We start from the raw sequence: 12,328 nt of genomic DNA, 5'->3' as shown, positions 1-12,328 counted from the left end.
GTGCCGGCCCCCGCGGCCGGACACCGCGACGGCCCCGCCGCATGAGCGTCGGAGCGGCCCGCGGTCCCGCCCGCGGCCCGGACACCGACCCGACCCCGACCGGACCCCGACGGCGCGCCGGGCAGGCCCTGCTGGCCCGGGCCGGCCGCCTGCTGTGGCTCTGGCCCACCGCGCTGACCCTCGCGGTCTGCCTGTACGGGGCGGGCGGACCACTGCCGTGGGACGACGAACTCGCCACCTGGAACGCGGCGAACCGCTCCCCGGCCGAGATCTTCCACCTGCTGGGGAACCTGGACGCCGTGATCGGCGCCTACTACCTGCTGATCCACTTCTGGACCGAGGCGTTCGGGCACTCCGTCCTCGCGCTCCGGATCCCCTCCGCGCTGGCCATGGCCGGGGCCGCCGCCTTCGTCACGCTGACCGGCCGCAAGCTCTTCACGCCCACCGCCGGCCTGGTCGCGGGCCTGCTGTTCGCGTTGACCCCGTCGGTGTCCCGGTACGGGCAGGAAGTCCGCGGCTACGCCTTCGTGGTGCTCTTCGCCGCCGCCGCGACCTTCCTGCTGCTGCGCGCCCTGGAACGGCCCACCGCCGGACGCTGGGTGCTGTACGCGCTCGCGCTGGCCGGCGCCGGACTGTTCCACGTCGTCGCGCTGGTCCTGATCGTCCCGCACGCCCTGGTCGCGGCCGGGCGGTGGTGGACCGGCCGCGCGCGCGGCGTGCTGGTCGGCCACCCGCTCGCCGTCCTCGGCGCGGTGCTGCCGCTGCTCCCGCTGATCGCGCTCGGCCAGGACCAGGTCGGCCGGCAGCTCAGCTGGCTGGCCAAGCCCACCGTCCCGGCCGTCGCCCGGATGTGGCCCAACCTGTACGGCTCGGCCTGGGTCGGCCTGCTGGTGCTCGCCTGCGCGGCGCTGCCGCTGGCCTGGCCGCACGGGCGCCGCCCGGCGGTGGAGGCCGGCCTGGTCGCCGTGCTGCCGATCCCGCTGCTGTGGGCCGCCTCGCAGGGGCACACCTCCTACTTCCTCGACCGCTACCTGCTCTTCACGCTGCCCGCCTGGGCCGTGCTGGCCGGGGCCGGCCTCGCCGCGCTGCGCCCCCGCGCGCTCACCGCGATCGGCCTGGCCGCCGTCCTGGTGCTCGGCGCGCACGACCAGCGGGTGGTGCGCCAGCGCTACGCGCACACCACGTGGGACGGCGCGGCCGCGGCGAAGGTGATCGCCGACGGCTACCGGCCCGGCGACGGCGTCGCGCCGCAGCGCTACGGGAACGCGATCTTCACCGCCGTCCCCACCGCGCTCGACCTCTACCTGCCCGAACGGGTCCGGCTCGACGACGTCTTCGTCGAACGCAGCGCGGTCGAACTCGGCGAGCTCTACCCGCAGTTGTGCGCCGACCCGGCGGCCTGCCTGGACGGCGTCCAGCGGGTCTGGGTGGTCACCGTCCTGCCGGACGAGGACACCGCCCCGGGCCGGGCCCCGGTCGTCCACGACGACCCGTTCGAGGGCTTCGACCCCGCGCAGGCCGCGGCACTGCGCAAGGCCTTCCCGAAGAGCACCGTCACCCACCGGCACAACGTCCTGGTCACCCTGATGGAACGCTGACCCGGGCCACCTGCCCGCCGGGCCGCCCGCGCCCGCTCCCGCGCCCGGCGAGCCTGCGCGGGCCGCCGCACCCCGCTGCATAGCGTGGGCGCCGTGCCAGCCACCCCCGCGACCGCGCCCGGCCGGCGCCCGCCGGACGGGGCGGGCCGTGCCCCGGGTCCTGACCGGGGACGCCGACGCGCCGGGCCGCGCACCCGCCGCCCGCCGGCGCCCCCGCTACCCCCGCCCCGCCGTCCGGGCCGCCCTGCTCGGCTACCTCGCGGTCCGGGCCGCCGGAGTCCTGCTGCTGGCCGGCTGGGCCGGCCCGGTCGGCGCCGCGCACCGGCTCGACGGCATGTGGGACGCCCACTGGTACCGGCAGATCGCCCTGCACGGCTACGCGGGCACCCCGCCGGTGCCCGGCCCGTACGGCCCGTACGAGGCGTACGCGTTCTTCCCCGGGTACCCGCTCCTGGTCCGGGCCGCCGCGCTGCTGCTCCCGGTCGGCGCGGCGGCGCTCGCGGTGGCCTGGGCGGCGTCGCTGGCCGCCGCCGGGGGGATCTTCGCGGTCGCCGCCCGGCTGTACGGCGACCGGGCCGGGGTGTGCGCCGCCGTGCTGTGGGGCGTCCTGCCGTACGCGGTGGTGGAGAGCGCCGCCTACTCGGAGCCGCTGTTCACCGCCTTCGCCGCCTGGGCCGTGCACGCGGCGCTCCGGCGCCGCTGGGTGGCCGCCGGGCTGCTCTGCGCCGCCGCCGGGCTGACCCGCCCGACCGGGGCCGCGCTCGCCCTGGCGGTCGCCGTCGCCGCGCTGCTGGAGTGGGCGCGTCCGGGCCCGGGCGCGGCCGGCCGCCGCGACCCGCGCGCCCTGGCCGGGGCGCTGCTGGCGCCGCTGGGCTGCGCGGGCTTCGTCGCCTGGGTGGGGTGGCGCAAGGGCCGCTGGGACGGCTACTTCCGGGTCCAGGACGCCTGGCAGAGCCGGTTCGACCTCGGCCGCTCCACCCTGCTCGCCTTCCGCCGCCTGCTGACCGCCGCCGAACCGGTCTGGCTGGCCGACGTGGTCGCCGCCGGCACCCTGCTGGCCGCCGTGCTGCTGCTGGCGCTCTCGGCGCTGCGCCGCCAGCCGCCGGTGCTGCTGCTGTACAGCGCCGCGATGCTGGCCCTGGCGCTCGGCGACGCCGCCTACTTCACCTCCCGGGCGCGCTTCCTGCTGCCCGCCTTCGGACTGCTGCTCCCGCTCGCCACCGCCCTGGCCCGCACCCGCGGCCGGGCGGTGCCCGCGGTGCTGCTCGGCGCGGCCGCGCTGCTCTCCGCGGCGTACGGCGGCCACGTCGTCCTGGTCTACCCCGACGCCCCGTGACCCGCGCCCGCGGCGCCGGGCCGCCGGAACCCGCGGTCCCCGCGGCCCCGTTCGGGGAAGCGGCCTGGGATGTCGGCGGCGGGTCATAGACTCGAAGGGCCATGAGTAGCCTCTTCGATGACCTCCCGCTCCCCGGCTTCGAGCGTCCCGCCGTCGGGTCGAGCCCCCGCCCCGCAGCGCCGCAGGCGCCGCTGCCGCAGTGGTCGGAGGAGGAGGCACCGCCCGCCGACGAACCGCCCTACGAGCCGTACGACGCCGGCCCCTACGACGAGCCGTACGGGGAGGACATCCCCGACGGGCTGTTCGCCACCGACCACGCCGCCGAGGCCGAGCGCGACGCCTGGCACCGCAACGGCGCGGCCCGCACCGTGGTCGACCCGGCGCAGCTGCTGGAGGGCATGAACGACCCGCAGCGCGAGGCCGTGCTGCACGCCGGGTCGCCGCTGCTGATCGTGGCCGGCGCCGGCTCCGGCAAGACCCGGGTGCTCACCCACCGGATCGCCCACCTGCTGGCCGCCCGCGGCGTGCAGCCCGGCGAGATCCTGGCGATCACCTTCACCAACAAGGCCGCCGGCGAGATGCGCGAGCGCGTCGAGGCGCTGGTCGGCCCGCGCGCCAAGGCGATGTGGGTCTCCACCTTCCACAGCGCGTGCGTGCGGATCCTGCGCCGCGAGGCCAAGCAGCTGGGCATGAACTCCAGCTTCTCGATCTACGACTCGGCGGACTCGCAGCGCCTGATGTCCCTGGTCTGCCGGGACCTCGACCTCGACCCCAAGCAGTTCCCGCCGAAGTCCTTCACCGCCAAGGTCAGCAACCTCAAGAACGAGCTGATCGACGAGGAGACGTACGCCGACCAGGCCGCCAACCCGATGGAGAAGAAGCTCGCCGAGGCGTACTTCCTCTACCAGCGGCGGCTGCGCGAGGCCAACGCCCTCGACTTCGACGACATCATCATGACCACCGTCAACCTGCTGCAGGCGTTCCCCGACGTCGCCGAGCACTACCGGCGCCGGTTCCGGCACATCCTGGTCGACGAGTACCAGGACACCAACCACGCCCAGTACACGCTGGTGCGCGAGCTCTCCGGCGGCTCCGCGGGGCAGGCGCCCCGGATGACGGCCGACGGCGACTACGTGAACCCCGCCGACGCGCAGCTCGCGCAGATCCCGCCTGCCGAGCTGTGCGTGGTCGGCGACGCCGACCAGTCGATCTACGCCTTCCGCGGCGCGACCATCCGCAACATCCTCCAGTTCGAGGAGGACTACCCGAACGCGACGACGATCCTGCTGGAGCAGAACTACCGCTCCACCCAGACCATCCTCACCGCCGCCAACTCGGTCATCGAACGCAACACCAACCGCCGCAAGAAGAACCTGTGGACGGCCGGCGACCAGGGCGAGCAGGTCGTCGGCTACGTCGCCGACGACGAGCACGGCGAGGCCCAGTTCATCGCCGAGGAGATCGACCGGCTCACCGACGCCGGCCACGCCCGCCCCGGCGACGTGGCGATCTTCTACCGCACCAACGCCCAGTCCCGGGTCTTCGAAGAGGTGTTCATCCGGGTCGGCCTGCCCTACAAGGTCGTCGGCGGCGTGCGCTTCTACGAGCGCAAGGAGGTCAAGGACGTCCTGGCCTACCTACGGGTGCTCTCCAACCCCGAGGACACCGTCCCGCTGCGCCGCATCCTCAACGTCCCCAAGCGCGGCATCGGCGAGCGCGCCGAGGCGATGATCGACGCCCTCGCCTCCCGCGAGCGGATCTCCTTCGCCGCCGCGCTGCGCCGGGTCGACGAGGCGTACGGGATGGCCGCGCGCTCCGCCAACGCCGTCAAGAAGTTCAACGAACTGCTGGCCGGGCTGCGCCAGGTCGTCGAGTCCGGCGCCGGACCGGCCGCCGTGCTGGAGGCCGTCCTGGAGGAGACCGGCTACCTCGCCGAACTGCAGTCCTCCACCGACCCGCAGGACGAGACCCGGGTGGAGAACCTCCAGGAGCTCGCCTCGGTCGCCCTCGAGTACGAGAAGGACCCGGGGGAGCGCCCCGAGGGCGACGAGGGCCCGCCGGTCGGCTCGCTCGCCGACTTCCTGGAGCGGGTCGCCCTGGTCGCCGACTCGGACCAGATCCCGGATGCGAAGCAGTCCGGGACATCAGAAGGAAGCCCGGACGACGAGGACGGGGCCGGGGTCATCACGATGATGACCCTGCACACCGCCAAGGGCCTGGAGTTCCCCGTCGTCTTCCTCACCGGCATGGAGGACGGGATCTTCCCGCACATGCGGGCCCTCAACCAGGCCAAGGAACTGGAGGAGGAGCGCCGCCTCGCCTACGTCGGCCTCACCCGGGCCCGGCAGCGGCTCTACCTGACCCGCTCGGTGCTGCGCAGCGCCTGGGGCCAGCCCTCCTACAACCCGGCCTCGCGCTTCCTGGAGGAGATCCCGGAGAAGCTGATCGAGTGGAAGCGCACCGGCGCCGCCGCGGTGCCGGTCTCGCGCGGCTACTCGTCCTCGGGCTCGTCCGGCTCGGGCTCCTCGCGGGGCTCCGGCTCCTCGGCGGCCGCCTCGCCGAAGGCCGGCTGGGGCAGGTCCGCCCGGACGGTCACCGACCGGGAGGTCGTCGCGCTCGCCGTCGGCGACCGGGTCAGCCACGACAGCTTCGGCCTCGGCACCGTCGTCGCCACCCAGGGCGTCGGCGACAAGGCCCGCGCCACGGTCGACTTCGGCTCCGCCGGGCGCAAGGAACTGCTGCTGCGCTACGCCCCCGTCGAGAAGCTCTGACGGGCCGGGCGGCCCCGCACGCTGTGATTTTGCCCTCCTCTCGGCAGGTGGGGAAGGACGGCGGCCCCGCCGGGCCGCTACCCTCCCCTCAGATCTGTTAAAAGTGGTTAACACCGAGCCCGCGGCCGAGAGCGGCCGGGTGGTGGACAACGTGGTCCAGGAGGCAGTCATGGTGGTGTCGGGGCCGATCCGAGTCGTGGTCGCCAAGCCCGGACTCGACGGGCACGACCGGGGAGCCAAGGTCATCGCGCGCGCCCTGCGCGACGCCGGCATGGAGGTCATCTACACCGGCCTCCACCAGACCCCCGAGCAGATCGTCGACACGGCGATCCAGGAGGACGCCGACGGCATCGGCCTGTCCATCCTCTCCGGCGCGCACATGACCCTCTGCGCCAAGGTGATCGAGCTGCTCAAGGAGCGCGACGCCGCCGACATCAAGGTCTTCTGCGGCGGGATCATCCCGGACGCCGACATCACCGAGCTGAAGGCCCTCGGCGTCGCCGACATCTTCACCCCGGGCACCTCCACCCAGGACGTGGTCAGCTGGGTCGAGTCCAACCTGCGCTCCGCGTAGCGGACCGGACGGGCAGCACGGCAGGGGCCGGGAGCGGAAACACCGCTCCCGGCCCCTGCCGCGTCCGGGTCTGGTCGCGTTCGGGCCTAGTCGAGTTCGGCGAGCATCGCCTGGCGGAAGCGGAGGGTGCCGGCGAGGCGGGTGAAGGTGTCGGACCAGGCGGTGTCGGGGGAGGTGTCGGCGGCGAGGGCCTCCACGGCGGGGGCGGTCTCGGGGGCGAGGGCGCGTTCGGTCATGCCGAGGACGCCGCTGTGGCTCCAGGGGTAGGAGCCGAGTTCGGCGGCGCGCTTGAGGGCGGCGACGACGGCGGTGGAGAGCGGGGGCGTCCACGGGGTGGCGCAGGCGCCGAGGAGTTGGAAGGCGTCGCCGAGGCCGTGGGTCTGGACGAACGCGGCCGTCCAGGCGGCACGTTCGGCGGGCGGCAGGACGGCGAGCAGCTTGGCGGGGGCGCCCGGCGCGCGGGTGTCGCGGCCGGGGCGGGGCGGGGTGCCGAGCAGGGCGCGGGCCCAGGCGGCGTCCTGCTGCCGGACGGCGGCCCGGGCCCAGGCCTCGCGCAGGTCCTCGGCCCACTCGGCGCCGCCGCCGTCGGGCGAGTCGGTGGTGGGCAGGGCGAGCAGCTGCTCGGGGGTGCGGCCGGTGTCGGCCGTCCAGCCGGCGAGCGGCGCCCCGGCGACGACCTCGCCGAACCACCAGGCGCGCTCGCCGCGCCCGGTGGGGGACTTCACGGGTATGCCGTCGCGCTGCATGGCGGCGTCGCAGGCGGCGGGCGGGGTGATGTGCAGCCGGTCGCCGTCGGGCCGGACGGCGCTCCGGGCGCGGGCGGCCATCCGGGCGGCCAGGGCGGAGCCGGGCAGGGTGGAGAGCAGTTCCGCGGCGGTGGCCCGGACGTTCTTGGAGCGGTCGGAGAGCGCGGCCTCCAGGAACTCCTCGTCGGCGGCGGAGAGCCCGTCCTGGAGGGCGTCCAGGAAGAGCACCCGGTCCTCGGCCCGCTCGGTGCTCCAGGTGGAGGCGAGCAGGGCCAGTCCGGCGGCCGGGTCGGTGCGGCGCAGCCGGGTGAGGTGGGTGACGCGTTCCGCGAACAGCCCTTCCTGCCAGAGGAGTTCACCGGGCTGGTCGAGGGCGTCCTGGTCGCCGGCGGTGCGGGTGACGTACTTCCAGTCGGGATTGTGCGGGGCCAGCCAGCGGCCGAGCGGGCCGGCCAGGGTGACGGCGTCGGAGCGGAGTTCGGAGCGGGCCCGGCCGGTGTCCAGCAGGGCCGGGACGAGGGCGGGCGGCAGCCGGTAGCCGCGGGTGCGGGCGGCGGTCAGCCACTGCGGGAGGAGTTCGGAGAGGTTGGCGGTGGTGCCGTGGCCGCTGCGGGTGCCGAGCAGGACGGCCAGTCGGCGGGCGGCGGCCTCGGGCAGCGCGGGCCGGGGGTCGGCCGGGGCGGGCTCGGGGGTGTCGACGGCGGGCGCGGGCAGCGCGCCGGCCCGGCGGCGGACGGCGGCGACGGCGGCCAGGTCGAGCAGCGCGCCGGCCGGGTCGGCCCGGTCGACGGCGGCGGACAGCGGGGTGCGGGCCTCGGGCAGCGGGCGGCGGTCGGTGCCGAGCAGGGCGGCGCCCTGCAGGTCGGCCCAGTCGTCGGAGCCGGTGGGGCCGGTGGGGCCGGTGCCGGTGAGGGGGGAGGCGGTCATGCCCGGACTCCGTTCGGCCGGTGGGTGATGGTGCGGTGGCGGCGGCCCCAGCCGCTGGCCAGGGCGGCGCGGCGGGCGGCGTGGTGCAGGGTGATGCGTCGGACGGCGGTGTGCTGCCGGGTGCGGGTCATGGTTTCCTCCGGTCGACGGTGGCGGTGCGTCAGGGGGCGCCGGGGAGCGTCCCGTTCCGTCGGGGGGTGGGCTTGCGGTGCGGGGAGCGTGGGTGACGGCGCATCAGGGCGTGCCGGGCTGACCCGGCGGCCGACGGTTCGTCAGCGGGGTTGCGTGCGTGTCGGGTTGGGGCGAGGTGGGTTCGGGCGGCGGCGGTCAGCCGAGGGCGACCGGCCGGTGGTCGGCGTCCCAGGCGGTGACCGGGGCGAAGCCGTGGTGGCCGCACTCGCCGAACAGGGTGACGGGGTGGCCGGCGGAGACCGCGGCGAGCCGCCACAGGGCGGGCTCGGGCAGGGCGCCGCGGCGCACCGGCAGGGTGTGGGTGCCGTCGGTGAGCTGCCAGCCGTCCGGGGTGCGGACCGGCACCACGTCGGCCAGCACGGCCGGCCAGCTGTCCAGCCACGGGTCCTCGGCGACGGCGGCGCCGTACTCGGCGAGCGCCGCGGCGGGCGACAGGCCGGCCGGCGCGGCGGCCGGGGCGGGCTCGGGGCTGCCGTAGCGGGTGCCGAGGACGGCGCGCAGCGGGCGGGCGCCGGGGTGGTAGGCCAGGTCGGCCTCCAGCAGGCGGCCGGTGGGCAGGGCGAGGTCCGGGGCCTGGCCGGGGCGGCCGAAGGCGAGCAGTAGGGCCTGCCGTCCGGTCTTCGCGCCGCGCAGCCAGACCCGGCGGGTGGTCAGCCGGTCGTCGGCGGTGTCCCGGCTGCCCAGGACGTGCCAGCGGTCCCGGACGGTCGGGCCGGCGAGCAGCTCGGCGGTGTCGGTGGTGAAGCCGACCCGGGTGCGGACGGTCGCCGCGAGGGCCTGGGGCAGGGTGTCGATCCGGCCGTAGGCGCCGGCCAGCAGGTGCAGCATCGCGTACTCCTCCAGCAGTTCGTCCTGCGGGGCCCCGGCCAGCGCCCGGACCCGGGAGGCCAGGCCGGGGGCCTGGGCGTCGACCATCCGGGCGGCGACCTCCTCCCAGGCGCCGGCCGGCTGCGGGTCGGCCAGGCCGCGGCGGACGCCGTCGACGAGCCGCAGCCGCAGCTCGCGGGCTCCGCCGGCGACCCGGGCGGAGCGCTTCCCGGCCCGCTTGCGGGCGGCCTCCGGGTCCGCGTCGGCGGCCCTGGCCTGCTGCTTGGCGGCCTTGTCGGCGGCGGCCCGGCCGCGGCCGTCCAGCCACTCCTGCACCCAGTCCGGCGGGGTGGCCCCGTCGGCGACCGCCCCGGGCCCGGCGGCCCACAGCAGGAGCAGCCCGAGGGCGTGCTTGCACGGGAACTTCCGGCTCGGGCAACTGCACTTGTACGCGGGCGTCCCGAGCTCCACCGCCGTCCGGTAGGGCGTGCTGCCGCTGCCCTTGCACAGGCCCCACAGCGCGCCGCCGCCGGTGCCGGTGGCCGACCACGGGGCGGGCCCGGAGAGCTTGCCCGCGGCCTTCAGGGAAGCCGGGTCGGGCGCCAGCGAAAGGACGTGTTCGGTGCTCCAGCGTTCCTCCATGGCACCGACGATAGGGGGACCCACTGACAACCCCTCAGGGCGCTGGCGGGGCCCTGGCGGGCGTCCTAGTCGGTGAGGGCGCCGAACACCATGTTCCACCAGCTGTCCGGGGCGGCGAAGGCGTACGGGTCGCGGGCGGCGAGGTACTCGCGGAGCTTGGCGGTGTACTCGTCCGCCTGCCGGTCGGACACCCCGGCGACGTGCTTGAGGCGCAGCGCGTACCGGTAGAGGAACTCGACGAAGGAGGCCAGGTCCCGGTTCACGATCTCGGCGGTGGGCTCCTCGCCGAGGCCGAGCAGGATCACGTACCCGTTGTCGAGGTCCAGGCAGTAGCGCATCAGGTCGGCGTCGGTGGGGCCGCCGAGGGCCAGCACGGTGACGCCGTCGTCCCCGGCGCTGATCGGCACCAGGGTGTACGCGAGCGGGTCGCCCTTCACCTTGGCCGTGAACAGCACGTCGACGAAGACCGGCACGCCGACCTCCGCGAGCAGGCGGGCGTCCTCCTCCGGGATGCCGTTGGCGAGGGCCTCCTCCAGGGGCATCCGGACGATGCCGTCGGGGCTGAACAGCTCGGCGAGTTCGGCGTATGTGGCCACGTCAGGTCTCCAGTGTCGTCACGGTGCGGTGGGCCGGTCGCCGTCAGGCGGGGACGCGGCCGGCGGCCTGCAGCAGGCGCCACCAGTCGTCCCGGGCGAGGTCGTCCGGGTCGTCGCTCTCGACCAGCTCCGGGAAGCGCGGTCCGGCGGCCCAGTCGGAGACGAACGCGTCGAGGCCGTCGGCGAGCCGGACCAGGGTGCAGCCCTGGTACCAGAGGCCGCTGCCGGCGCGGGCCGCCCAGACGCTGCCGTCGGTGGTGTCGAGCAGCAGCGGGGCCTCGTTGACCGTGCCGATCATCAGGTAGTCCTCGACGTTCGGGATCCCGGCGGCCCGGGCGAGCGTCTCGGCGTACTCGTAGAACGGGAGTTCCTCGGCGGGGAGGACGGTCGCCCGCACCCCGAGGTGGATCCCGTTGCTCAGCGACAGTAGCCGCCGCAGGTCGGCCGGGAGCCCGTCGGGCAGCGAGCCGGCCGGTGCGCCCGGGCGGATCCGGACCGCCGGCAGGTCGGGGTCGGCCTGCCGGGCGCGGATCAGCTCCGGGATGAGCAGTTCCATGGTCTCGCCGCTCGGCACCGCTACCACCACTTCCACTTCACCTTGATCTTGATCGGGGTCCCGACCGGCACCTTGTGGTCCTCCAGGCTCCGGTTGATCTGCTGTGAGCCGATGTCCCAGTTGGTCCACTTGTGCAGCATCCGGAGATTCTTCCACGAGTCCTGGCCGCCGAGTTGGAGCTCGTTGATGTGGTCCGCCTCCATCGCGTGGACCCGCTCCATGATCTTGTCGTAGTTCGGCGAACCCTTGTGCTCGTTGTGCAGGATCTGGATCAGGGCGTTCTTGTACTCGGTGGTCAGCTCCTTCTCGCGCGCCACCTTCGGCGCGTTGAAGAGCTTGCCCTGCTTGCCGAGCCGCTGCAGGGCCATGGCCTTCTGCATGAACTCCAGCCGCGGCATGCCGTGCTTCCACTCGAGCGTGATGGTGTGCGGCTCCAGTCCGGGCTTGGGCCCGTGGTGCTCCGGGCCCTGGGCCTTGCGGACGCCGTCGGCCTTCGAGTCCAGCCGGAGGATCTTCTTGAGGGCGTCCTCCAGGTTCTTGTCGTTCTGCTCGTGGTTCTTGGAGGTCTGCTGCAGACCCTTGGCCATGTTCTGCAGGTGTTCCTGCAGTTGGCTCTCGGCCTTGCGGATGACGTCCAGGATCTTGGTGGAGCCGTTGGCCACCGCCGAGGCCAGCGGGTCCTGGCCGTGGTGCTTGAGCAGCCGTTTGTGGGCGTTGCCGCTGTGCGGGCCGGCCGCGCCGTGCAGGCGTTCGGCGTGCTGCATCAGGCGGCGGGCCATTCGGTCGGTCTCGCCGTAGTTGTGGCGGATCTCGCTCACTGCCGGGCCTCCCCGCCGGTCACCGCGGAGCCGAGCTGCGACTGCTTCGCCCCGTCCAGGCCGGAGCGGCCGACGGAGCCCCAGTCGACGCCCTGCTTCATGCCGAGGGCGTTCTCGCCGAGTTGCAGCACCAGGTCGCCGGCCATGTTGGACAGCGCGTTGAGGACGGGCTCCTCGACGACCGAGAGCAGCTGCTGGACGATCTGCTGCTCGGCCTCCTTGAGCAGGCGGCGGACGATCAGCCGGGTCGCCTGGGTGGCGCCCAGCGCCCCGGCCTCGGAGAGGCCGAAGGTGAACGGCGCGGCGGCCTGGGCGGCGATCACCTCGACGGCCAGGGCGACGAGTTGGGCGACCGCGGCGATCTTGGCGCCGGTGATCACCAGGGCGGCGCCGTCCAGTGCGGTGGCGAGCAGCCGGCCGGCCTCGCCGAGGCCCTCCAGGTGCTTGCCCGCCACCGAGGTCCAGTGGTTGTTGAAGGCGTCGCTGGCCGGGCCGACGTTCTCCGAGACCAGGCGGGCGACGGCGGCGATGGTGTCGGTGCGCCCCTCGTCGACCTCCTCGGCGAACGCCCGCATGCTGTCGGCGATCTCGCGGAACTCGTCCTCGTCCACGTTCGGCCAGTTGACGCCGATGAGGTCGAGGACCCAGGCGACCTCGTCGGGCAGGACCACTCCCATGACACGCACCCCCCGAGCGCTAATCAGTCCATCGGACGATATGGCCCGTCCGCCGCGGGGGGCAAGGAAGTTGGCGGACCGGCGGACC

At 74.9% G+C, this 12,328-nt stretch carries 11 protein-coding genes; 4 read left to right on the top strand and 7 right to left on the bottom strand.

Features of this window, described 5'->3' with window-relative positions:
* Positions 1-41 precede the first annotated feature (41 nt).
* From OU787_RS12145 to OU787_RS12130, 4 genes are all read left to right on the top strand, one after another.
* On the top strand, positions 42-1,598 hold the full coding sequence (locus OU787_RS12145) for a glycosyltransferase family 39 protein (RefSeq protein ID WP_268659342.1): 1,557 nt from the start codon (positions 42-44) through the stop codon (positions 1,596-1,598).
* Positions 1,599-1,746: 148 nt separating this feature from the next.
* Positions 1,747-2,934, top strand: coding sequence for a hypothetical protein (locus OU787_RS12140; protein WP_268659341.1), 1,188 nt, complete (start codon positions 1,747-1,749; stop codon positions 2,932-2,934).
* Between the two features lie 101 nt (positions 2,935-3,035).
* Positions 3,036-5,705, top strand: a complete 2,670-nt coding sequence (pcrA, locus tag OU787_RS12135) for a DNA helicase PcrA (RefSeq protein ID WP_030457358.1) — start codon at positions 3,036-3,038, stop codon at positions 5,703-5,705.
* Positions 5,706-5,874: 169 nt separating this feature from the next.
* Positions 5,875-6,279 carry a cobalamin B12-binding domain-containing protein gene (locus tag OU787_RS12130; RefSeq protein ID WP_030457357.1) on the top strand — a complete coding sequence of 135 codons (405 nt, stop codon included), beginning with the start codon at positions 5,875-5,877 and terminating at the stop codon, positions 6,277-6,279.
* Positions 6,280-6,365: 86 nt separating this feature from the next.
* Here OU787_RS12130 and OU787_RS12125 read toward each other — a convergent pair whose 3' ends face one another.
* The 7 genes from OU787_RS12125 to OU787_RS12095 form a co-directional block, all read right to left on the bottom strand.
* Entirely contained in the window at positions 6,366-7,952 is a 1,587-nt protein-coding gene (locus OU787_RS12125; RefSeq protein WP_268659340.1) for a DUF5691 domain-containing protein, read from the bottom strand.
* Entirely contained in the window at positions 7,949-8,083 is a 135-nt protein-coding gene (locus tag OU787_RS12120) for a hypothetical protein (protein WP_268659339.1), read from the bottom strand. The genes OU787_RS12125 and OU787_RS12120 overlap by 4 nt, the downstream gene beginning before the upstream one ends.
* A 196-nt stretch (positions 8,084-8,279) precedes the next feature.
* Positions 8,280-9,593: an SWIM zinc finger family protein gene (locus tag OU787_RS12115; protein ID WP_268659338.1), complete on the bottom strand. Its 1,314-nt coding sequence runs from the start codon at positions 9,591-9,593 to the stop codon at positions 8,280-8,282.
* 65 nt (positions 9,594-9,658) lie between these two features.
* Positions 9,659-10,189 carry an SUKH-4 family immunity protein gene (locus tag OU787_RS12110; protein ID WP_030457354.1) on the bottom strand — a complete coding sequence of 177 codons (531 nt, stop codon included), beginning with the start codon at positions 10,187-10,189 and terminating at the stop codon, positions 9,659-9,661.
* Between the two features lie 43 nt (positions 10,190-10,232).
* Positions 10,233-10,781: a hypothetical protein gene (locus OU787_RS12105; RefSeq protein ID WP_268659337.1), complete on the bottom strand. Its 549-nt coding sequence runs from the start codon at positions 10,779-10,781 to the stop codon at positions 10,233-10,235.
* Positions 10,766-11,563, bottom strand: a complete 798-nt coding sequence (locus tag OU787_RS12100; protein ID WP_268659336.1) for a hypothetical protein — start codon at positions 11,561-11,563, stop codon at positions 10,766-10,768. Before OU787_RS12100 ends, OU787_RS12105 begins: the two co-directional genes overlap by 16 nt.
* A complete protein-coding gene (locus OU787_RS12095) occupies positions 11,560-12,240 on the bottom strand; it encodes a WXG100-like domain-containing protein (RefSeq protein WP_030457351.1) in 681 nt (226 codons plus the stop codon). Before OU787_RS12095 ends, OU787_RS12100 begins: the two co-directional genes overlap by 4 nt.
* Positions 12,241-12,328: the final 88 nt, after the last annotated feature.

Origin of the sequence: Kitasatospora sp. YST-16 (assembly GCF_026802215.1) — a bacterium.
Lineage (GTDB): Bacteria > Actinomycetota > Actinomycetes > Streptomycetales > Streptomycetaceae > Kitasatospora > Kitasatospora cineracea.
The sequence above is the reverse complement of the archived record's forward strand: the minus strand, read 5'-3'. Positions and strand labels throughout refer to the sequence as shown.

Coding starts and splice junctions, on each gene's coding strand:
- OU787_RS12145 (WP_268659342.1), top strand. CDS start 42: ATGAGCGTCGGAGCGGCCCGCGGTCCCGCCCGCGGCCCGGACACCGAC.
- pcrA (WP_030457358.1), top strand. CDS start 3,036: ATGAGTAGCCTCTTCGATGACCTCCCGCTCCCCGGCTTCGAGCGTCCC.
- OU787_RS12130 (WP_030457357.1), top strand. CDS start 5,875: ATGGTGGTGTCGGGGCCGATCCGAGTCGTGGTCGCCAAGCCCGGACTC.
- OU787_RS12125 (WP_268659340.1), bottom strand. CDS start 7,952: ATGACCGCCTCCCCCCTCACCGGCACCGGCCCCACCGGCCCCACCGGC.
- OU787_RS12120 (WP_268659339.1), bottom strand. CDS start 8,083: ATGACCCGCACCCGGCAGCACACCGCCGTCCGACGCATCACCCTGCAC.
- OU787_RS12115 (WP_268659338.1), bottom strand. CDS start 9,593: ATGGAGGAACGCTGGAGCACCGAACACGTCCTTTCGCTGGCGCCCGAC.
- OU787_RS12095 (WP_030457351.1), bottom strand. CDS start 12,240: ATGGGAGTGGTCCTGCCCGACGAGGTCGCCTGGGTCCTCGACCTCATC.